General features: G+C 73.0%; 17 protein-coding genes and 3 pseudogenes. 12 read left to right on the top strand and 8 right to left on the bottom strand.

All coding sequences use genetic code 11. The features are described from left to right. Positions 1-66 precede the first annotated feature (66 nt). Complete coding sequence (locus AB0F03_RS34565; protein ID WP_356825966.1) at positions 67-456, top strand: helix-turn-helix domain-containing protein; 390 nt, start codon at positions 67-69, stop codon at positions 454-456. A 322-nt stretch (positions 457-778) separates the two neighbouring features. On the opposite strand, the gene AB0F03_RS34560 is transcribed toward AB0F03_RS34565, so the two are convergent. Both AB0F03_RS34560 and AB0F03_RS34555 read right to left on the bottom strand, forming a co-directional pair. Beyond that, positions 779-1,192 (bottom strand): hypothetical protein, encoded by a 414-nt coding sequence (locus AB0F03_RS34560; RefSeq protein ID WP_361999566.1) that lies wholly within the window; start codon positions 1,190-1,192, stop codon positions 779-781. A gap of 240 nt (positions 1,193-1,432) precedes the next feature. Continuing rightward, entirely contained in the window at positions 1,433-2,413 is a 981-nt protein-coding gene (locus AB0F03_RS34555) for a helix-turn-helix domain-containing protein (protein WP_361999565.1), read from the bottom strand. A gap of 436 nt (positions 2,414-2,849) precedes the next feature. Between AB0F03_RS34555 and AB0F03_RS34550 the strand changes: the two are divergent. Beyond that, a pseudogene (locus AB0F03_RS34550) lies at positions 2,850-3,005 on the top strand (transposase); the annotation flags it as partial. Positions 3,006-3,083: 78 nt separating this feature from the next. Here AB0F03_RS34550 and AB0F03_RS34545 read toward each other — a convergent pair. Beyond that, positions 3,084-4,562: a glutamate-cysteine ligase family protein gene (locus AB0F03_RS34545; RefSeq protein ID WP_361999562.1), complete on the bottom strand. Its 1,479-nt coding sequence runs from the start codon at positions 4,560-4,562 to the stop codon at positions 3,084-3,086. 481 nt (positions 4,563-5,043) lie between these two features. Here AB0F03_RS34545 and AB0F03_RS34540 point away from each other — a divergent pair, with 481 nt between their 5' ends. From AB0F03_RS34540 to AB0F03_RS34530, 3 genes and pseudogenes are all read left to right on the top strand, one after another. After that, positions 5,044-5,760, top strand: coding sequence for an SDR family oxidoreductase (locus AB0F03_RS34540; protein ID WP_361999560.1), 717 nt, complete (start codon positions 5,044-5,046; stop codon positions 5,758-5,760). Between the two features lie 61 nt (positions 5,761-5,821). After that, positions 5,822-5,970, top strand: a pseudogene (locus AB0F03_RS34535) (PPOX class F420-dependent oxidoreductase); the annotation flags it as partial. Positions 5,971-6,078: 108 nt separating this feature from the next. Next, complete coding sequence (locus tag AB0F03_RS34530; RefSeq protein WP_361999558.1) at positions 6,079-7,530, top strand: WGR domain-containing protein; 1,452 nt, start codon at positions 6,079-6,081, stop codon at positions 7,528-7,530. Between the two features lie 38 nt (positions 7,531-7,568). Here AB0F03_RS34530 and AB0F03_RS34525 read toward each other — a convergent pair whose 3' ends face one another. After that, positions 7,569-9,152: a glycerol-3-phosphate dehydrogenase/oxidase gene (locus AB0F03_RS34525; RefSeq protein WP_361999555.1), complete on the bottom strand. Its 1,584-nt coding sequence runs from the start codon at positions 9,150-9,152 to the stop codon at positions 7,569-7,571. Next, positions 9,149-9,748 carry a TetR/AcrR family transcriptional regulator gene (locus AB0F03_RS34520; RefSeq protein ID WP_361999552.1) on the bottom strand — a complete coding sequence of 200 codons (600 nt, stop codon included), beginning with the start codon at positions 9,746-9,748 and terminating at the stop codon, positions 9,149-9,151. Before AB0F03_RS34520 ends, AB0F03_RS34525 begins: the two co-directional genes overlap by 4 nt. A 106-nt stretch (positions 9,749-9,854) precedes the next feature. Here AB0F03_RS34520 and AB0F03_RS34515 point away from each other — a divergent pair, with 106 nt between their 5' ends. Together AB0F03_RS34515 and AB0F03_RS34510 are read left to right on the top strand one after the other, a co-directional pair. After that, positions 9,855-11,447, top strand: coding sequence for an FAD-binding oxidoreductase (locus tag AB0F03_RS34515; RefSeq protein ID WP_361999549.1), 1,593 nt, complete (start codon positions 9,855-9,857; stop codon positions 11,445-11,447). Positions 11,448-11,485: 38 nt separating this feature from the next. Then, positions 11,486-12,367: a YegS/Rv2252/BmrU family lipid kinase gene (locus AB0F03_RS34510; protein ID WP_361999546.1), complete on the top strand. Its 882-nt coding sequence runs from the start codon at positions 11,486-11,488 to the stop codon at positions 12,365-12,367. Between the two features lie 114 nt (positions 12,368-12,481). Here the strand turns inward: AB0F03_RS34510 and AB0F03_RS34505 are convergent, their stop codons facing one another. After that, entirely contained in the window at positions 12,482-12,844 is a 363-nt protein-coding gene (locus AB0F03_RS34505; RefSeq protein WP_361999543.1) for an STAS domain-containing protein, read from the bottom strand. 216 nt (positions 12,845-13,060) lie between these two features. Between AB0F03_RS34505 and AB0F03_RS34500 the strand changes: the two genes are divergently transcribed. The 4 genes from AB0F03_RS34500 to AB0F03_RS34485 all read left to right on the top strand — a co-directional run bounded on the left by AB0F03_RS34500 (position 13,061) and on the right by AB0F03_RS34485 (position 17,857). Next, positions 13,061-14,323 (top strand): hypothetical protein, encoded by a 1,263-nt coding sequence (locus AB0F03_RS34500; protein WP_361999540.1) that lies wholly within the window; start codon positions 13,061-13,063, stop codon positions 14,321-14,323. A 155-nt stretch (positions 14,324-14,478) separates the two neighbouring features. Continuing rightward, a complete protein-coding gene (locus AB0F03_RS34495; RefSeq protein WP_361999538.1) occupies positions 14,479-15,435 on the top strand; it encodes an urea transporter in 957 nt (318 codons plus the stop codon). Positions 15,436-15,560: 125 nt separating this feature from the next. After that, a complete protein-coding gene (locus AB0F03_RS34490) occupies positions 15,561-15,938 on the top strand; it encodes a metalloregulator ArsR/SmtB family transcription factor (protein ID WP_361999535.1) in 378 nt (125 codons plus the stop codon). A 218-nt stretch (positions 15,939-16,156) separates the two neighbouring features. After that, the gene (locus AB0F03_RS34485; RefSeq protein WP_361999534.1) at positions 16,157-17,857 is read left to right on the top strand and encodes an LCP family protein; all 1,701 of its coding nucleotides are present in this window, start codon (positions 16,157-16,159) and stop codon (positions 17,855-17,857) included. Positions 17,858-17,939: 82 nt separating this feature from the next. Here AB0F03_RS34485 and AB0F03_RS34480 read toward each other — a convergent pair whose 3' ends face one another. Both AB0F03_RS34480 and AB0F03_RS34475 read right to left on the bottom strand, forming a co-directional pair. Next, the gene (locus AB0F03_RS34480; protein ID WP_361999532.1) at positions 17,940-18,719 is read right to left on the bottom strand and encodes a DUF1206 domain-containing protein; all 780 of its coding nucleotides are present in this window, start codon (positions 18,717-18,719) and stop codon (positions 17,940-17,942) included. A gap of 131 nt (positions 18,720-18,850) precedes the next feature. Continuing rightward, positions 18,851-19,720 carry a class II glutamine amidotransferase gene (locus AB0F03_RS34475; protein WP_361999530.1) on the bottom strand — a complete coding sequence of 290 codons (870 nt, stop codon included), beginning with the start codon at positions 19,718-19,720 and terminating at the stop codon, positions 18,851-18,853. A gap of 209 nt (positions 19,721-19,929) precedes the next feature. On the opposite strand from AB0F03_RS34475, the pseudogene AB0F03_RS34470 reads away from it, so the two are divergent. Next, positions 19,930-20,060, top strand: a pseudogene (locus AB0F03_RS34470) (RNA polymerase sigma factor SigF); the annotation flags it as partial.

The raw sequence follows: 20,060 nt of genomic DNA, 5'->3' as shown, positions 1-20,060 counted from the left end.
ACACTATTTCTAACACAGGGACTTACTTTTTCTCACCCCCCTACGGAGGAGTAGTACCCTGAGGTCATGGCGGACGAGAACCACGACAGTGCGGCCTGCAAGCGGGTGGACGACGGCATCACCCGCGTCTTCCAGTTGCTCGGCAAGCGCTGGAGCGGCCCGATCGTGGCCGTTCTGGTGGAACAGCCCGCGTACTTCACCGACCTGCGCCGGGCCGTCCCCGGCATCAGCGAACGCATGCTGTCCGACCGGCTCGCCGAACTCGGCGCGGCCGGACTCGTGCTGCGCGAGGTCGACGAGGGCCCGCCGCTGCGCGTCTCCTACCGGCTGACGACGGCCGGCGCGGCCCTGGAGCCCGCGCTGCGCGAGCTGGCGGAGTGGGCCAAGGTCCACCTGCCGGAGGCGTCGGCGTGCCCGGAGACCAGCCTGGAGCGGCCGTCCCGGACACGGGCCTGAATCGTCCTTGTCCGGGCACGGCGCCGGCCAAGGAGACAGAACGGTGACCGATCCGGTCCGATGGCTGCGGGACGACCGCGCGGATCTGCCGGCGGCGCGGGTGGCCGCGGATCGCGCGGGATGAGGGCGAACTTTGGTGCTCAGCCCGCCGAGGGAACGTCCGAACGCTGCGACTCGATACATCCGGACGCCTCGTGGAGCGGAGGGGTATCCGTTGCCGGCAACTCGTCCACCAGGCGGAGGAGCATGCTGCGCGTGGCACTGTCCCGCCTGCCGGTCGGACGGGCGGGACAGCACAGGCCGACCTGTTGTGAGCAGGCCGTCAGTAGTCGATCTGGCCTGCCGCGCGGGCCGTTCCACTGAACTGTAGGAAGAACTGGGTACCGTCCAGCACATCGGTGGCAGCCACGCCCCAGCTGCCCGCGCTCAGCGTCCGCCAGGCATTGCAGCTCCAGCCGGACCCCGATTTGAAGCACGTCCGCACCGATCGCGTCCCGTCCAACTTCAGGTTGATGTCGTTGCACCGGCTGGTGGTGGTGGCGTAGGTGCCCCGGGCGGGCCAGTACGCGGGGTCGTTGGAACCGGTCCCCGGGTAGCTGGTGAAACGCGGTGCGTCGACCGTGCAGGCCCGCGCCGGGCTTGCGTTCGATGCTGAGGCCGAGCCTGCTTTCGCGGCCGCCACATGCTGTCCGGCGGCCGAGGTGGTGGCCCCGGCGGTGCCGGCGGCCGAGGTCATGGCGAGCAGGGCCCCCGCCACAAAGGCGGCGCGACGGATCCGGGTGCGGCTCGTTGTACGCCTGGTCGTGTGCCTCATCGGTCTCTCTGCCTTCCAGAGGTTCTCCGGTGCGCTTCTGATGTGCCACCGGGCTCACCCAGTCTCCGGACACGCAACCCGCATCACCTTAGCGAGACGTGCCAACCCGTTAGCACGGAGCGCCAGGCACGGATCATTCGGAGAAGGGCGAGCGAAGAAAGATCATTCGCGCGAGGTCCTCCGCGCCTTTGGGCACAGCAGTGCCTGGTGTCGGTAGTCGACAGGCGCGACGTCGTAGGCAGAGCGGAAGGCGCGAGTGAAATCAGCCGGGCGGAGATAGCCCCAGCGGGCGGCGATGGCCCTGATGGGCACGTCACGCTGTACCGGATCGCCCAGATCGCGGCGGCAGCGCTCCAGGCGTTGCTCGCGTATCGAGGCGCGGACGTTCGCGCCGTGTGCTTGGAAGAGCCGATGCAGTGTGCGGACGGAGACGTGGTGGGCCGCAGCTATGCCGTCGACGCTGAGCATGGGGTCGCCGAGATGCTCTTGGATGTATGAGGTGACACGGGCGTACAGGGTTCGTTGCCGACTGTCGGCCGGTATGTCGTCCTCACGCTCCAGATGATGGGCGAGAACAGCAGCGGCCAGATCGAGACCGATCGTGCCCAGCCGAGGCATGTCTGCGGGCGTGTAGCACGTATGGTCGTCCGTCACACGGGCTAAGTAGTCGAACAACAACTGACCGATCCCCTTGTCGGCAGGCAGTCGACAGGCGACCAGTTGGTCAACACGGCGTGCACTCAACGGCAGCAGGGCGACAGGGAACTGCATGAGCGTCGCTTCGCCGATGGCGTACGACTCGAACGGCCGGGAGCTGCTCAACAGCACCAGCTCCCCGGGCCCAACGAGACTGCTGCGCCGATTCTGCTCAATGAAATGAGGGCCGGAACGGGGCACCACAATCTGTAGGCACTCCGGGTCGGAGACGCGGATGGACTTCGATGTCCGGGATGTGGTTATCGATGAGTAAGCCATCGAAGAAACCTGGATCGGCCCCAACGACATTTCATCGAACCAGCCGTGGAACACGTCACCGTCCACGGCACGGAACGTTTTCGGCATGACTTCTCGCCGAGCCGTCTCCGTCCAGGCGGCCAGAGCCTCTTGCCCGGAGAAGTTCTTGCTGTCGAAGACCCGTTCCATGATGTCCCCCTCCCGGTGTACGAGCAACGTGCAACGGAGTACCAGTCGGCGTCCCTTGCGGACAGGGCCGAATCAGGCAACGTCATGGGTAGGCACCTCTTCTGGCCACCGGACACGCCGCCCACAGACCGCAGTTCAGCCGCGCGGGCGAACTCGGCCTCGGCGTCCGCGAGACGTTCGAGTACGACGGGGTCACCGCCGTCGGCAAGGGGGATGAGCTGGGTGACGCGTCGCTCGATGAAGGAGGGACGCGGCAGTGTCGTCACCGCCACCGACGAGGACCCGGGCGCGCTCGCCGAGGGTCTCCGCCTCGGCGGCGGCCCGGCCGCCCGGGGTGAGTGTGTCCGGCAGACCGGCGGCCGGGCCTGGAGCGTGTCTCTTCGATGGTCTCGCCAGTTGATCGGATGAGTCCGTCCGGTGAGTGATCACTGATGCGATGTGGGCCCGGATCGAGCCGCTGATGCCGGCCGATCCGATGCGCGGACGGCGGTGGGCCGATCACCGCCGCACGCTCGGGGCCATCGCGTGGAAGTACGGCACCAGCTCGCCCTGGCGGGACCTCGCCGACGAGCCCGGCGCGTTCCGGTCCGCTCAGGGCGCCCGGGTGACTGAGGACCAGGTTCTGTCTCCTCGGCCAGCGCCGGGCCCGGCAGTCACCCGGGCCCGGTCCTCAGTCGACCGGCCAGGTGTGCACTGGTGCGTTCAGGTGCATGTAGTCGATGTACAGCTGGGCCATCCGCCGCAGCGCCTCGTGCCGGCCGGCGTGCGTGGCGGTGTCGAGGCGGTGGAACATCTCCTTCTGCCACACGGCCCCGTTCCGTGCCGTCACACAGCGCTGCTCGATGATCCCCAGGAGCGGCTCCCGCCACGCGTCGTCCATGCCGGAGTGCTCCAGCCCGCGGTGCGCGAGCGGCAGCAGCCGGCGCAGGACCAGCTCCGGCACCGGCACCTCGCCCATCCCGGGCCAGTACAGCAGCGCCTCGATGCCGTGCCGGGCGGCGGCGTGCAGGTTGTCCTCGGCGGCCGAGAACGACATCCGTGACCACACCGGCCGGTCCTCCTCCACCAGGGCCCGGGTGAGCCCGTAGTAGAACGCGCCGTTGGCGAGGGTGTCGGCGACGGTCGGACCGGCCGGCAGCACCCGGTTCTCCACCCGGATGTGCGGGACGCCGTGGGTGACGGCGTAGACCGGGCGGTTCCAGCGGTAGATGGTGCCGTTGTGCAGGGTGAGTTCGCCCAGCTCGGGGGTGTCGCCGCGGTCCAGCGTCTCCGCCGGGTCCTGCTCGTCGCACAGCGGCAGGAGGGCCGGGAAGTAGCGCAGGTTCTCCTCGAACAGGTCGAAGACGCTGTTGATCCAGCGTTCCCCGAACCACACCCGGGGCCGTACCCCCTGCACCCTGATCTCCTCCGGCCGGGTGTCGGTGGCCTGCTCGAACAGCGGGACACGGGTCTCGTGCCACAGCTCCTTGCCGAACAGGAACGGGGAGTTCGCCGCCAGCGCGACCTGCACCCCGGCGATCGCCTGGGCGGCGTTCCAGTAGGGGGCGAACTCCTCCGGGGACACCTGGAGGTGGAACTGCGTGCTGGTGCAGGCCGCCTCCGGGGTGATGGTGTCCGCGTAGGTGCGCAGCCGGTCGACCCCGTCGATCTCGATGCGCAGGTCCTCGCCGCGCGCCGCGAAGACCTGGTCGTTGAGGAGCCGGTAGCGGGGGTTCTCCGACAGCGCTCCCTCGCCGATGTCCTCCTGGCGCAGCGTGGGCAGGATCCCCACCGTGATCAGGCGGGCGCCCACCGACCGGGCCCGCTCGTCGGCGTGGTTCAGCGCCGCCCTGATCTCCGACTCCCAGGCGTCGGGGCCGCCCGCCGTCAGCCGCCGGGGCGGGACGTTGATCTCCAGGTTGAACCGGCCCAGCTCGGTGGACCAGGCGGGATCGGAGATCGCCTCCAGCACGTCGTTGTTGCGCATCACCGGCTCGGCGTCGTCGTCCACCAGATTCAGCTCGATCTCCAGGCCGACCTGCGGCCGCTCCGACTCGAACCGTGCCTCGCGGAGCATCAGTGCCAGCGCGTCCAGGCAGGCGTGCATCTTGATCCGGTACCGGCGGCGGTCCTCGCGGGTGAAGACGAGCGCCGGGACGTCACGCCCCATCGACCCTCCAGGGTCCCCTCGACGGACACCTCTTCCCCCAGCGTCGCACCCCTGCGCGACCCGCACCAAGCGGGTCGCCGTCGCGCACCCCGCCCGTCACCGCGGGTCGGCCGCGCCGTACCGGCGCCGCGCGGTTCCGTCTCACCCGCCCGGCCCTCTCGGATGGCCCGCGGGCGCTCGGCGGCGGAGGGTCTGAACCAGACCGGTCGGGTCGTTGGACGGCCGGTCCGAGGCGGGGAACGGTGCATCCATGCGCTCGGGCCGTTCCCCGCCGCCCTCGGGCCGTTCCCTGTCGCGCCCGGCCCCGCCGCTTCACCCACCCCGCCCCGCCGCGCCGGGACGCCGCGCCCGGACCCGTGCACCCGGTGACGGCTCCGCTCCGCGCGCGGCGGACGCGAACGCCGGCCGATTGCCGCTTGCCGCTGGAAACCGATCGGTTTACCGTAGTGGAAACCGATCGGTTTCCACTCGGGAGATGCACATGACTTCGATCAAGGGCTCGGTCGCCCTCGTCACCGGCGGCAGCCGCGGGCTGGGCAAGGCGCTGGTGGAGGAGCTGTACGCACGCGGCGCCGCCAAGGTGTACGCGACGGCCCGCGACCCGCGCAGCGTCACCCACCCCGACGCCCTCCCCCTGGCCCTGGAGGTCACCGACCCCCGGTCCGTCGAGGCCGCGGCGGAGCGGGCGCAGGACGTCACCGTCCTGGTCAACAACGCCGGCGTCCTGCTCGGCGCCACCTCCTTCCTCGACGCCCCGGTCGACGACGTACGCCGGGAGTTCGAGACCAACTTCTACGGCCCGCTCCTGGTCACCCGGGCCTTCGTGCCGGTCATCGAGCGCAACGGCGGCGGCCACCTCCTCAACGTCCACTCCGTGTTGTCCTGGCTCGGCGTCGCAGGCTCCTACAGCGCCACCAAGGCGGCACTGTGGTCCCAGACCAACTCCCTGCGTCTGGAGCTGGGTCCGCGGGGCATCGGGGTCACCGGACTGCACGTCGGCTACCTCGACACCGACATGGCCGCGCACGTCGACGCGCCCAAGTCCAGCCCCCGGGACGTCGCCGCACTGGCGCTGGCCGGCGTCGAGTCCGGGGCGTACGAGGTGCTGGCGGACGACGTCAGCCGACAGGTCAAGGCGGCCCTCTCCGGCGATCTGGCGGCCCTGTACCCGCAGTTGGCGAACCAGGGCGTCCTGTGAAAGTGGGTGAGTCTCGCAACGTCCATGAAGTGGCCCGGAGGCTACGGACGTTGCTCAGGGCATGACTCAGCGACCCGCGCCCCGCCCACTGTCCGACGAAGCCCTCTCCGACCTGCTCGGCAAGCAGCGGTTCGGCACGCTCGCCACCGTCAGGCGCAGTGGCCGTCCCACCTGACCACCATGGTGCACAGCTGGGACTCCGAGGCCCGCGCCGGTGCGGTCCGCGGGGCGGGGTGATTGTCAGTGGGGCCCTCTACCGTGTGGAGCAGTGAGGACCTGCGGGAACGGCCGCGGTCCGTCCTGGGGGAGGGGGCTGCCATGTCCACGGCGTGCACCGTGTCGACGACGTATCTGGAGCTGTCGCAGGAGGGCGAGGGTGCCCACAAGTTCTACGAGGTGACCGTCGACGGTCTGGTGGTGACCGTGCGGTACGGCCGGATAGGCGCCGCCGGGCAGACGCAGACCACGGCGTTCGCGACGGCGGAGAAGGCGCGGGCCGCCGCCGCGAGGAAGGTGGGGGAGAAGGTCCGCAAAGGATACGCCCCGGCCGTCCCGGGACAGCGCGCCCCGCGCGCGGTGACCCGCCGTCAGGTCAGCTCGGCCCCGTCCACGGCGCGGGCGGTGGCGCCCGTGCTGTGGCGGTTCCGCACCGGCTCCGCCGCGTTCGGCATCCATGTCGACGACGAGCGCTGCTGGGTGGGCAACCAGGCGGGTGACGTCTACACCCTGGACCACGAGGGCGCCCTCCTGGCCCGGTTCGGCCTGCCGGACGGCGTCAAGTGCCTGGTCGCCGACGACTTCTGGATCTACGCGGGCTGCGACGACGGCACGGTGTACGACCTTTCCTCGAAACTGCCCTTCGCCGCCTATGACATCGCCGCCGACGTGGACATCTTCTGGCTGGACATCCACGAGGGCGTCCTGGACGTCTCGGACCGCGCGGGCCGGCTGACCGTCATCGACCACGAGGACGAACACCAGTGGTCCCGCCGCAGCCAGGGCGAGCACGCCTGGATGGTCCGGGCCGACGACCGGGCCGTCTACCACGGCCACCAGCGGGGCGTCACCGCCTACGCGCCCGACGGCGGCGGCGAACTGTGGCACACCCCCACCCGGGGCGGCGTGCTCTTCGGCTGGCAGGAGGAGCACGCCGTGTACGCGGGCACCGCGCACCGGGTGGTCCAGCGGCTGTCCAAGGAGAGCGGTGCCATCGAGGCGACGTACGCGTGCGACAGCAGCGTGTACTCGTGCGCCACCTCGCCCGGCGGCCGGTTCGTCTTCGCCGGGGACGCCGCGTCGTCCGTGTACTGCTTCGACCAGGACGGCAGGCGCCTGTGGAAGCTGGGCACGGGCAGCGGTTCGGCGCTGTCGATGCAGTACCACGACGAGCGCCTGTACCTGGTGACCACGGACGGGTCGCTGGTCTGCGTGGACGCGGGCGAGGCGGCGGTCTCGGCGGCCCAGCAGGGCACGGTGCCGGTGGTCCGGGACGTCAAGCTCGCCGCCGCCCTGCCGACGTACGCGCCGGCCACGACCGTGACCGCGGTGGCCACGGTCGCCCAGGCGCCGGCCGGCACGGTGGTGGTCGAGTGCGTGCGGGAGGCCGGCCGGGTCCGGGTGCACGTGCTGTCGGACGGCTACGACTCCTCCTGGAACGTCCAGTTCCCCCGTGCGATACGGGAGCCCGGCGCGCGGTACGTCGTCGACGCCCTGCACCCCGCGGCGGGCGGCTTCTACCGGGTCCGGGGCGACATCCGGCGCCTGCTCTGACAGCCCCGGCCGCACCGGGCCGTTGTCCGCCCGCCGGGTCAGGGGCGCGTGGTCGCCGTCCGTTCCAGGATCTCCCGTGCGACGGGGAGCGCGTCGGCGCGGTCCGCGGGGACCAGGCCGATGCGGGTGCGGCGGTCCAGGAGGTCCGACTCGTCGAGGGCCCCCTCGTGCTCGACCGCCCAGCGGAGCTCCGCCCGGGTCACGGGATGGCCGGGCAGGACCGGCTCGGCCAGGGCGGGGTCCCGGACGGCGAGGGTGTGGACGGCCGTGGCCTCGGTGCCGTAGCGGCGGACCAGGCCCGGGGGCGCGGACAGGGCCCGCAGCCGGCCGGGGGCGGCGGCGCCGACCAGCGGCAGCCCGGCGGTGGGGGAGGGGCCCGTGCGCAGCCCGCGCGCCGCGGCCGCGGCGTCCACGGCGTCCTGCGCCATCCGCCGGTAGGTGGTCAGCTTGCCGCCGACCACCGTGGTGACACCGTCGGCCGAGGTCAGTACGGCATGCCGGCGCGAGATGTCGGAGGTGCGGGCCGGCGCGCCGTCCCGGCCGCCCGGTCCGGAGGTGTCCAGCAGCGGGCGCAGTCCCGCGAACGCGCCGACGACCTCGTCCCGGGCCACGGGGGTGTCCAGGACGGAGCCGAGCACGTCCAGGAGGAAGCCGATGTCGGTCTCGGGGACCTCCGGCACGTCCGGGATGCCGCCCTGGACCGGCTCGTCGGTGAGGCCGACGTACACCCGGCCGTCCCCCTGGGGCAGGACCAGCACGAAGCGGTTGGTCTCCCCGGGGACCGGGACGTGCAGGCCGGCCGGGAGGGCGCCGAGCCGTTCCGAGCGCAGGACCAGGTGGGTGCCGCGGGACGGCCGGACGCGGATGCCGTCGGCGAGGGTGCCCGCCCACACCCCGGTGGCGTTGATCACGGCGCGCGCCCTGATCTCGCCCTCCTCACCGGTGCGTTCGTCCCGGATCCGGGCGCCCGTCCCGGTCAGCTCCAGCGCCCGCACCCGGGTCAGCACCCGGGCGCCGTGCGCGGCGGCCGTGCGGGCCAGGGCGGTCACCAGGCGGGCGTCGTCGGTCACCCGGCCGTCCCAGGACAGCAGCCCGCCGCGCAGTCCGGCCGCGCGGACCGAGGGCGCCAGGTGCCGGGCCTCCGTCGCCGACAACCGGCGGGGCGCGGGCAGCACCTGGCGTGGGGTCCGGGCGGTCAGCCGCAGCACGTCCCCGGCCCGGAACCCGGCCCACGCCAGCGAGGCCTGAGCCCTGGACACCAGCGGGGTGAGCGGCAGCACGAACGGCTGGGCGGCCACCAGGTGCGGGGCGGTGCGGGTCATCAGGATGCCGCGTTCGACCGCGCTCTCGTGCGCTACGTCGAACTGGGCGGAGGCCAGGTAGCGCAGCCCGCCGTGGATGAGCTTGGAACTCCAGCGGGAGGTGCCGAAGGCCAGGTCGTGGGCGTCCACCGCGACGACGTCCAGTCCGCGGGCCGCCGCGTCCAGGGCGGCTCCGGCCCCGGTGGCGCCGAGCCCGACGACCAGGACGTCGGCCGTCCGGCCGTCCGCGGCCTCGGCCAGTTCCCGGCCGCGCCGGTGGGCGCTCAGGGACGAGCCGGGCGCGGCCTCGGTGTGGCTCATGGCGTCAGGGTCCTCTCCAGGAGGGTGCGCAGCTCACCGAGGAACGCGCCGGAGTCCAGCTCCGGGTCGTCCTCGTCGGTCATCGTGCGCAGGGACAGGGTGAAGGACTGCACGGTCAGCAGCAGGGCGCGGGCCTGCCGTTCGGTGTGTCCGGGCCGGACGGACCCGTCCGCGTGGCCCTCGCGCAGGGCGTCGGCCAGCAGCGCGAGCAGTGCTTCCTGGCTGGCGCCGCGCCGGTCGAGCACGTAGGTGAGGAGCAGTTCGGGATCGACGTCGATGATCTTCCGGAAGAGTGGATGCGCCCGGAACGCCTCGACCCCCCTCACCAGTCCGTCCACGATCCGGGTGCGGGTGACGGTGCCGGGGGAGGGCTCCGGTACGGCCCGGCCGGCCACGTCGATCCACTCACGGGTCATCAGGTCACCCACCAGGGTCCGCAGGTCGGGCCAGCGCCGGTAGAGGGTCATCCGGGAGACACCGGCGCGCCGGGCGACGTCGGCGAGGGTGGTGCGCCGTACCCCGACGGCCAGCACACAGTCGCGTACCGCGTCGAGGACGTGGTCACTGTCCGAACCGTTGTGACGAATAGGCGTCATGTGTCACAGTGTAACGCCCCGGGGGCCGGACGGAAGCGGCCCGCGCCCCGGGACGGCGGCCGAGCCGCGCGAACCGAGCACACCGACCTGTGAGGACGACCGTTCAATGGACATGCTGTGGAACGGCTGGGGCGACCCGGCCAAGGCGGCACCGCTGCCCGAGACGGTGACCGGCCTGCTGCGCGACCTGCTCGGTGTCACACCCCGCACCACACCCGCGCCCGCCCTCGCGGACGTCCGCCCGCCCGCCCCCAGCACCGCCCCCGCCGCGCTACGGGCGCTCGCCCGCGCTGCCGGCGGCGAGGAACACGTCCGCACCGACGCGGAGACCCGCGCCCGCCACACCCGCGGCAAATCCACCCCCGACCTGCTGCGTGTGCGCGCCGGAGACCTCTCCGACATCCCGCAGGCCGTCGTCCTGCCGGGCAGCCACGACGAGGTCCTCGCCGTGCTGCGTACCTGCGCCGCGCACGGCCTGGCCGTCGTCCCCTTCGGCGGCGGCACGTCGGTCGTCGGCGGACTCGCCCCCCAGCGCAGCGCGTTCGTCGCCCTGGACCTGCGCCGCCTCAACCGCCTGCTCGACCTGGACCCCGTCTCGCGCACCGCCGTCCTCCAGCCCGGCCTGCGCGGCCCCGAGGCCGAGGCGCTCCTCGCCGGACAGGGCTTCACCCTCGGCCACTTCCCGCAGTCCTTCGAATGGGCCACCATCGGCGGTTTCGCCGCCGCCCGCTCCAGCGGCCAGGCCTCCGCCGGCTACGGCCGCTTCGACGAGATGGTCCTCGGCCTGACCCTGGCCACCCCCGAGGGCACCATCGAGACCGGCCGCGCCCCCCGCTCCGCCGCCGGACCCGACCTGCGCCAGCTGATCCTCGGCTCCGAGGGCGCCTTCGGCGTCATCACCTCCGTCACCGTACGGATCCGCCCGCTGCCGCAGACCCGGGTGTACGAGGGCTGGCGGTTCCGCTCGTTCGAGGAGGGCACCACGGCGCTGCGCCGGCTCGCCCAGGACGGACCCCGCCCGACCGTGCTCCGCCTTTCCGACGAGACCGAGACGCTCATCGGCCTCGCCCAGCCCGACGCGATCGGCGCCGGTCCGGGGCGCAGCGACGCCGGATGCCTCGCGATCACCGGCTACGAGGGGACGGCCGAGGACACCGCGTGGCGCCGGGAGCGGGCGGCGGCCGTCCTGGCGGACTGCGGCGGCACCCCCGCCGGCACCGAACCCGGCGACCGCTGGGCGCACGGCCGCTACTCCGCGCCCTACCTGCGCGACGCCCTGCTCGACGCCGGCGCCTTCGCCGAGACGCTGGAGACCGCGGCGTTCTGGTCCCGGCTCCCCGGCCTGTACACGGCCGTCCGCACCGCCCTCACCGACACCCTCACCCAGGCGGGCACCCCGCCCCTGGTGATGTGCCACATCTCCCACGTGTACGAGAACGGCGCCTCGCTGTACTTCACCGTCGTCAGCGCCCAGGGCGAGGACCCGGTGGCGCACTGGACGCCCGCCAAGCACGCCGCCAACGAGGCCGTACTGGCCGCCGGCGGCACCATCTCCCACCACCACGGGGTCGGCACCGACCACCGCGACTGGTACGTCCGCGAGGCCGGCCCCCTCGGCGTCTCGGCCCTGCGCGCCGTCAAACACCGCCTCGACCCCGACGGGCTCCTCAACCCGGGTGTCCTGCTGCCCACCGACTGACCCCACCGACCCGACCGCCTGCCGCGAAAGGCACACCGATGCGACAGTTCACCGCCGTCGTCAACCCCACCGCCGGCGGCTCCACCGGGGCGGCGACCCTGCTCCACCTGGCCCGGCTGCTCCGCGAGGCCGGCGCCGGCCTGGACACCGAGTACAGCCACAGCCTCGCCCACGCCCAGGACATCGCCCGCACCGCCGGTGAACGGGGCCGCGTCGTCCTCGCCGTCGGCGGTGACGGCATCGCCGGCGGCATCGGCGGCGCGCTCAGCGGCACCGGCACCGTCCTGGGGCTCGTGCCCGCCGGACGCGGCAACGACTTCGCCCGCGCGCTGCGCCTGCCCGCCGACCCGGCCGCACTCGCCGGCATCCTGCTGCGCGCCGAACCCCGGCCCGTCGACACCATCGAGGTGGAGTCGGCCGTCCATCCGCGCACCGTCGTCCTGGGCAGCGTGTACGCCGGGGTCGACGCCGAGGCCAACCGGCACGCGAACAACGCCCGGCTGCTGCGCGGCGCCGCCTCCTACTACGCCGGAGGCCTGCGAGCCGTCACCACCTGGCGGCCGGCCGGCTTCCGCGTCACCGTCGACGGCACCGAGCACACCCACCGCGGTTACACCGTCGTCGCCGCCAACTCCCCCTACTACGGCTCCGGCCGGCTCATCGCGCCGGACGCACGGGTCGACGACGGGCTGCTCGACATCGTCATGATCCGCGACGCGCCACGCCGGCTCTTCTTCACGCTCATGAACGAACTCAGGACGGGCGCCCACGTGAACCGGCCCGAAGTGCGCGTCCTGCGCGGCCGGGAACTGCGCATCGAGGCCGACCGGCCCGTCCCCTACGGCGCCGACGGCGAGGTGGAGGCCGTCCTCCCGGTGACGCTGCGGGTACGCCCGGCGGACCTGCGGGTGCTGTACTGACTCCCGTCCGCACCGGCTGCCGCGCGACCGGCGCCGAGCGGGCCGCGGGGCTCGGGGCAGGCGACCGCCTCCGGCACGGCCGGCGCCCCGCCCGTCCCGGCGTGCCGGCGCCGTTCAGTCCTGTAGGGCCTCGCTGACGCTCGGGTAGTTGGGGATGAGGGTGGTCAGGCCCACGATCTCCAGGGTGCGCAGGACGGTGCTGCGGACGCCGGCCAGGCGCAGCCAGCCGACCGGTTCATGGGCCTGGTGCGCGGCGATGAGGACGTTGATACCGCTGGAGTCCATGAACGCCACGCCGCTGAAGTCCGCGACGGTACGCGCCGGCTCAGCGGGGTCCTCGGGCGTCAGGGCCCGGCGGAGCACGCCTGAGGTGTGATGGTCGACCTCGCCGCTCACCGTGACCACGGTGACACCGTCGACGGTGGCCCGATCGACCGACAGCCGGTCCGCTTCCGTCTCTTCGTTCGTGTCTGCCACGTGTTCCTCGTCCACGCTCGCCGATCCTTGCCCAGAGCTTTTCTCTCCGGGAGGCTGCCCCGGATCACGCGGAGGATGCGGGCCGGCCCCCGACCGTTGTGCGCCGAGGTGCCGAGTCCCCTACAACCTCGGGAGGCTCTGGTGTGTCCAGCACACGACGACCGGGCCCGCGCGGCCCGGTCACCGCCTTTTCCTGCCCCGACGAGGAGACCCACCGTGCGCTCACCCCTGCGCCCCGCGGCAGCGGCGATGGCCGCCGCGATCGCCATCGGCGTCCCCGCCCTCGCCGCCCCCCTGGCGCACGCCGACGACCTCGCCCCCGACCTGGTGGTCTCCACCCTGCCGGCCGCCTCTCCCGCGCCCGGCGAGGTCTACGACCAGAGCGTCACCGTCACCAACAGGGGCACGGCCCCCGCGGACGGCGTCACCTTCCGGATCCGGCTCACCCGCGGACTCGACTTCCCCCAGCACACCGACGGCTGCACGTACTCCACCGTCACCGACCACGTCCGGCAGGCACTGTGCGAGCTGGACACGGTCGTGCGGCCCGGAGCCACCCTCACCACGCCCGTGCGGTTCAAGACCCTGCCCGCGGCCCTGATGGAAGCCGTCGAGTACGGCACCGGCCCCACCGGGGAGGCCCCGGGCGAGGGCTTCGGCGACAGCTACCGGCGGCTGACCCTGACCGCGGACAACACGGCCGACCTGGCGGCGGAGGGAGACCGCGTGACGGGCGCTCCCGGCAGCCGCGTCACCGTCACCGCCACCCTGCGCAACAACGGACCCGGGTGGATCCAGAACCAGGAGAGCGACGACCAGCCGGCCCTGATGGTGCGGATCCCGCCGGGCACCGTCGCCCGGGAAGTGCCCGAGGACTGCGCGCCGTTCGGGATCGACGGCCCGACCGGTCCCTCGGAGCCGGGCCGTCCGCGCTACGTGTGCTGGCCCGCCGACCACACCATCGACGTCGCCCGCTCCCTCGGCTACACCTTCGTGCTGGAGATCGGGAAGACGGCGCGGGACACCCAGGGGGAGGTGACGGCCACCTCGGTGTACGGCATCCACCCGGCGTTCGACGAGAACCCCGCGAACGACACCGCCCTCCTCTCCGTCGACGTAGCCGGCGGCGGTCAGCCGGGCACGAGCACCTCCGGCGGCACCACGACCGGTACCACCACGTCCGGCGGCGCGACGTCCGGTGGCACCACGTCCGGCGGGGACACGGGCAGCGGCGGCACCGGCACGGGAGGACAGGGCAACGACCCGCACGGCCAGTCGACCGGCACCACCGGCACGTCCGGTGCCTCGGGCGGCTACGGATCGGCGTCGACGACCGCCGGTACGAACGCCGGGACCGGCGGCACTCTCGCGGCGACGGGCAGCGACGGCATGCCGCTGCTGGCCACCGCCGCGGTGGGCGCGACCGCCCTCGGCGGCTTGGTGCTGGCGGCCGTACGCCGCCGGAGCACCACCGGGTGACCGCTGTCGCCCCGACGACCGCCCGCAGTGCTCGACAGTCGGTACCGTATGGCGGAAGATGACTGCCGCACAGCGGAAAGAGGGGGCGGAGCGTGCGGCGGTCTGGTGTTGTCCGACGGTGGGGTCGGAAGGACGGTGCGGGCAGGTGGGGGGCATTGCTGCGCGGCCCGGCGCAGGTGCTGTTCCTGGCCGACGCGCGGATGGGCGCCGTCGTCTGTCTCGCCCTGGGCGCGGCGGACTGGCGGTACGGCGCCTACGCGCTGGGCGGCGCCGCCCTCGGCACCGGCACCGCACATCTGCTCCAAGTGGCCCGCGACCGGGTGGAGACGGGCCTGGAGGGCCTCAACTCCTGCTTGGTGGCACTGTGTTTCGCGGTGCTGCTCGAACCCGGCCGGCCGTCCTCGGCGTTGCTCGCCGCCGCGGGCTGCGCCGTCGTCACCGTCGTCACCGCGGCCGTCGTGCGGCTGCTGCGCGTCGGCCACCTGCCGTCGCTGACCCTGCCGTACTGCCTGCTGGCGAGCGCGGTGACCGTCGCCGCGCCGGCCTTCCGGCGGATCTGGCCGCACGGCGACAGCCTCGCCGCGCTGCCGCGCGCCGCCGCCGGGCCGACCGCGCTGCGCCCGGGCGACCTGTGGCGGGCGTTCTTCCGCAATCTGTCCCAGGTCTTCCTCCTCGACGAGTGGTACGTCGGGGCGCTGCTCCTGGCCGGACTCTTCCTGGCGAACCGGCTGATGGGGCTGGTGGCCTGTGCCGGCAGTGCGACGGGCATCCTGACGGCCTGGGCGCTCGGGGCACCGGCACCCCGGATCGCCGACGGCACGATGGGGTACAACGCGGTGCTCGTCGCCCTCGCCCTGTGCGGCGTCTTCCTGGCGGCGGCCCCGGCCACGCTGCCGTACGCGCTGCTGGGCGCGGCCACGGCGACCGCCGTGACACCGGCCGTCGCCCATCTCCTCGCCCCGTCCGGCGGTCACGCGTTCACCTGGCCGTTCGTGCTGACGACGCTCGCCTTCCTCGCCGCCGCCCGTTCCTTTCCCCGGCTGACCGGCGGGGCCGAGGGCGCCCGCGCCGGCCTGCGGGCGGGACAGGGCGTCGTGAGCCGGGTGCGGTGAGGTGCCGGGCTCGGGTTGTCGGGGGCTGGTCGCGCGGTTTCCCCGCGCCCCTTGGGGGCTGGACGGGCCGTTGACCGTGTCGTGCCGCCTACACTGGGTGTGCGGGCGGACGTCGGCTGTGACGGGTGCGGGACGGAGCGGGCTGTGACGGAGAAGGCCGGGGACACGACGACCCGCCCGCGGACGTGCTCGCCGAGGCCGCCGCCGCGTTCGGACTCCTCGCCTCCCCGTCCCGGCTGCACCTGATGTGGGCCCTGTCGCAGGGCGAGAGCGACGTCACGCGTCTCGCCCGCCGGGTGGGCGGAGCGCTGCCCGCCGTCAGCCAGCACCTGGCGAAGCTGAAACTCGCCGGACTGGTCCGCGCCCGCCGCGACGGCCGGCGGCAGGTCTACTACATAGACGACCCGGACGTGGTGACTCTCGTCCGGGCCATGCTGGGCCAGCTGACCGCACGCTCGCGGCCCGCCGCCCAGGTGCCCCGCCTGCGCCGCACCGGCGGCTGACCACCCCGCCCGTCGCCGGATGCGGCGCTGCCATGAGATGCCTCACCTGTGAATTGCGGGTGGATCTGTGCGGTTCCGGCCACGGCTTTGTTAGATTGCGCAACTACGCAACCGAGCGGGCACAGCACCTCTCGCCTGCCCGTACACCGCCGCGTACGCCCGGCCGTCCCTGCGACGGACCGGCCCGCGACAGGCCCGACCGTTCAGGGGAGTGGGAAATGAGCGACCCGTGGGACGGGCCGGCCGGCCAGGCCACGCGCCGCCGCGGCGGGGTGCCCGGGCAGCGCACGGCCGGACCCGACGCGTCGGACGGCCGGGCCGCGGTCCGGGACGCCGCCGGCACACGCGAGGGCACGCGCGAGGGCATGCGCTCCCGCCGCGCCCGCCCGGTGGGCCGCGGCCGACGGGCCCTGAAGATCCTCGGGATCTGCCTGTCCACCCTCATCCTGATCACCGCCGGCGCCGGCTGGTGGTTCTACCAGCACCTGAACGGCAACATCCACAGCATCGCCCTGGACGGCAAGGGCGGCGCGGAGCAGGCCGACGCCTTCGGCCGGACGCCCATCAACATCCTCGTCATGGGCTCCGACGGCCGGACCAGCAAGACCGACTGCTCCCTGGGCGGCGGCTGCTCCCGGACGGGAGTGCAGACCGGCAGCAACGCCGACGTGGAGATGGTGCTGCACATATCGGCCGACCGCTCCAACGCCACCGTGATGAGCATCCCCCGGGACACCATGACCAGCGTCCCGGCCTGCAAGGACAGCGAGACCGGCAAGTCCACGTCCGGGTACTACGGGCAGGTCAACAGCGCGCTCCAGTACGGCCCCGCCTGCCAGGTGGCCACCGTCCACCGGCTCACCGGCATCCCCGTCGACCACTTCGTGAAGCTCGACTTCTCCGGCGTGGTGAAGATGTCCGACGCGGTCGGCGGTGTCTCCGTCTGCGTCAACGCCGACGTCTACGACACGTACTCCCACCTGAAACTCTCCGAGGGCACCCACACCCTCAAGGGCGTCGCGGCCCTGGAGTTCGTCCGCTCCCGGCACGGCTTCGGGGACGGCAGCGACCTCGGCCGTACGATCTCCCAGCACATCTTCCTCAGCGCGATGATCCGCAAGTTCAAGAGCGCGGGCACGCTCACCGACCCCAGCGCGGTGTACGGGCTCGCCGACGCCGCCACCAAGGCGCTGACCGTGGACGACGGCCTGGGCTCCGTGAAGAAGCTGATCGCGCTGGCGGGCGACGTCAACAAGGTCCCCGCCAAGCGGATCACCTTCGCCACGATGCAGACGGCACCCGACCCGGACGACGACAACCGGGTGGTGGTCGGCCCGGGAGCGAAATCCCTGTTCTCCACGATCGCCCACGACCAGTCCCTCAGCACCGGCTCCGGCGGCAAGTCCACGGTGGCCTCCGCGACCGCCACTGCCACGGCCTCCGCCGTACCCGCGTCCGAGATCGCCGTGACGGTGGAGAACGGCACCCGCGTCACCGGCCGCGCCTCCGCCGTGGCGGACGCCCTGACCGAGCAGGGCTTCGGCTCCGGTACCACCACGGGCAACGCCCCGACCCCCGCCACCAGCACCACCCTCACCTACGGCACCGGCCGGAAGGGCGCCGCGCAGACCGTCGCCAAGGCACTCGGTCTGCCCGCCTCCCACCTGAAGCAGGGCACGGGCAGCGGCCTGACCCTGGTCGTGGGCGGCGACTGGACCAGCGGCAAGGACTACCCCGGCGGTTCCTCCGCGCCCGCCGACACCGGCACCGCCGTCTCCCACGCCCACGCCTCCACCGCCGACCAGGCCAAGACCTGCGCCAAGGTCAGCCCCTACAAGACGGTCACACTGCACGGCGTCTCCATGACACCGTCCCAGGCGTACGCGGCGGCCCGGAACAAACCCGACTCCGACGGCTGAGCGGCACGCAAGGAAGCGTCGCGGTCGTCGTGGGTCTGTTCCGGGCCGGCGGAACTGTTCGGCCGGGCGGGGCCCGGCGGGGTCAGATCCTGCGCCAGCGGGCCATGAACCAGGAGAAGACGCCGAAGGCGGCCAGGCCGAGCGCGATCAGGGCGAGGAGCCAGGGCCCGGCCGGCAGATCCCGGAACGAGCGCAGGGTGTCGTCCATGCCCTTGGCCTTGCCGGGCTGGTGCTGGACGGCCGCGACGATCGCGAACACCCCGGCGACGGCGAAGACGATGCCGCGCGCCGCGCCGCCCGTCACCCCCAGGACGTCGGTCACCCGCTCGGTGCGCTGCGACATCTCGCCGGTCCGCAGCCGCTTGCGGAACTTCTTGCGCACGGCCTGGACGGCGATCCACAGTCCGGCGATCACCACGCCGGCGCCCGCGATCCCGACGAGCCACTCACCGGCCGGCCACTTCAGCACCATCGCGGTGACGTCGTCGGTGTGCTGGTCCGAGGAACCGCTGCCGCTGCCCTTGTCGCCCGCCGCGTAGGACAGCACGGAGTAGGACACGAAGGCGTAGAAGACGAACCGGCCCGCGGACGCCGCCCGCTTGGTCAGCTTCGTCCCGTCCGGACCCGCGGCGCCGACCACCGCCTCCGACAGCCGCCACAGCGCCATGCCGGCGAGCGCGATCCCCACGATCCACAGCATCGCCGAACCGAGCGGCTTGCCCGCCAGCTCCGTGAGGGCACCCCCGCGGTCGGCCTGTTTCCCGCCGCCCCCACCGCCGAAGGCGATCTGGAGCGAGATGATGCCCACCAGAAGGTAGATGAGCCCACGGGCGGCGAAGCCCGCCCGGCCCGCCATGGCCATCGCCGTACTGTCGGCCGCGCGCCGGGCCCCGAACCGTCCATGCACTGCCCACGAGTGTGTCCCCATACATCGCCGATGCCCCCGCGCCCCGGTACGACACCTGGCCGACGCCTCCGGCCGTCGGGGCGGCGCTACTTCGACTGCTGCGAGGCGGCGGCGGCGGGCCGCAGATCGGCGAGAGTGAGGAGACGGGCCGGAGGGTCGGGCAGCACGGTCCGGGACGAGATCCGTCCCTGCCCGTCGACGTGCAGCAGCTCGCCCGGGTCCATGAGCCGCCAGTGCGGGTTCTCGTCCATGGGCTCGCTCGCCACGACGACGGCGGGCCGGTCGCTCAGGGCCGCCGAGTGCACGCGCAGCCGGCCGTGACGGCCGGAGTGGTCGAGATGCCGCGACCCGTGACGCCCGCCGGCCGGACGTGGAAGGACGTACAGCTCGTGGGTGGCCGGATAGCGCAGGGCCCACAGCTCGTCAGCGGTGGCGACGATGATGTTGAGGGCGTAGAGGGGCAGGTGCCCGGCCGCCCAGCGGGCCGCGGAGACGATACCGGCGGACACGTCACCCCCGTGCGCCGCGGTCTCCCGGGTCACCAGCGCGAAGAAGCGCTCGGAGTCGGTGTCGCCGTGCACCAGGGAGCGGTCCTCGCCCAGGTGCCGGTCGAGTGCGTCGAGGCCCTCGATCACGCCGTTGTGCGCGAACAGCCGCCCGTCCTGCGCGAAGGGGTGGGTGTTGCGCACGTCCAGGCCCCCGGTCGAGGCGAAACGGATGTGGGCGAGGAAGGTGGCCGACTCCACCTGCCGGGCCTCCCGGGCGAAGACCCGGTCCTCGTAGGCGGCGATCGGCGCCTTGTGCACCTTCGGCGTGCCGTCCTCGGTGAAGTAGCCGAGACCCGTGCCGTCAGGTTCTCGGTGGCTCTGCGCGTCGAGGCTGTCCGGCGCGTCCAGCAGCCAGAACGTGGCGTTCGTGCGCGCGGGGGAACTGCTCAGCCCGAAAAGGCGGCACACGGCACCCTCCTTCGTCTCGGTCCCGCCCGGGAGATCCACGGCCGGACGGCCATGGTCCCGCGCCCGGCGCCGCTCCGCACGCGACGTGCGCGGCGGACGGTCCGCCGGCATCCCGCGAAAAAAACAGGTGTGTATGCCGAACGACCGGGTAGACGCGGCTTCGTCGACCGGTGACCAGCACCTATGGAACGATTCGGGAGGGGAACACCATGACGACGCTCACCGTGGCCCAGGACACGAAGACGGCGGTCGGGCTGCCGGAGGTCGCGGATCCCACGGCTGTGGCTCCTCGGGATGCGCGGGAGTTGTCGAAGGTGTTCTTCGATCAGCTGGCGGTGCT

Source organism: Streptomyces sp. NPDC028722, from assembly GCF_040637655.1.
Lineage (GTDB): Bacteria > Actinomycetota > Actinomycetes > Streptomycetales > Streptomycetaceae > Streptomyces.
The sequence above is the reverse complement of the archived record's forward strand: the minus strand, read 5'-3'. Positions and strand labels throughout refer to the sequence as shown.

Excerpts from the sequence above, each read along its gene's own strand:
- AB0F03_RS34565 (WP_356825966.1), top strand. The coding sequence starts at position 67 with ATGGCGGACGAGAACCACGACAGTGCGGCCTGCAAGCGGGTGGACGAC.
- AB0F03_RS34560 (WP_361999566.1), bottom strand. The coding sequence starts at position 1,192 with ATGACCTCGGCCGCCGGCACCGCCGGGGCCACCACCTCGGCCGCCGGA.
- AB0F03_RS34555 (WP_361999565.1), bottom strand. The coding sequence starts at position 2,413 with ATGGAACGGGTCTTCGACAGCAAGAACTTCTCCGGGCAAGAGGCTCTG.
- AB0F03_RS34545 (WP_361999562.1), bottom strand. The coding sequence starts at position 4,562 with ATGGGGCGTGACGTCCCGGCGCTCGTCTTCACCCGCGAGGACCGCCGC.
- AB0F03_RS34540 (WP_361999560.1), top strand. The coding sequence starts at position 5,044 with ATGACTTCGATCAAGGGCTCGGTCGCCCTCGTCACCGGCGGCAGCCGC.
- AB0F03_RS34530 (WP_361999558.1), top strand. The coding sequence starts at position 6,079 with ATGTCCACGGCGTGCACCGTGTCGACGACGTATCTGGAGCTGTCGCAG.
- AB0F03_RS34525 (WP_361999555.1), bottom strand. The coding sequence starts at position 9,152 with ATGAGCCACACCGAGGCCGCGCCCGGCTCGTCCCTGAGCGCCCACCGG.
- AB0F03_RS34520 (WP_361999552.1), bottom strand. The coding sequence starts at position 9,748 with ATGACGCCTATTCGTCACAACGGTTCGGACAGTGACCACGTCCTCGAC.
- AB0F03_RS34515 (WP_361999549.1), top strand. The coding sequence starts at position 9,855 with ATGGACATGCTGTGGAACGGCTGGGGCGACCCGGCCAAGGCGGCACCG.
- AB0F03_RS34510 (WP_361999546.1), top strand. The coding sequence starts at position 11,486 with ATGCGACAGTTCACCGCCGTCGTCAACCCCACCGCCGGCGGCTCCACC.
- AB0F03_RS34485 (WP_361999534.1), top strand. The coding sequence starts at position 16,157 with ATGAGCGACCCGTGGGACGGGCCGGCCGGCCAGGCCACGCGCCGCCGC.
- AB0F03_RS34480 (WP_361999532.1), bottom strand. The coding sequence starts at position 18,719 with ATGGCCATGGCGGGCCGGGCGGGCTTCGCCGCCCGTGGGCTCATCTAC.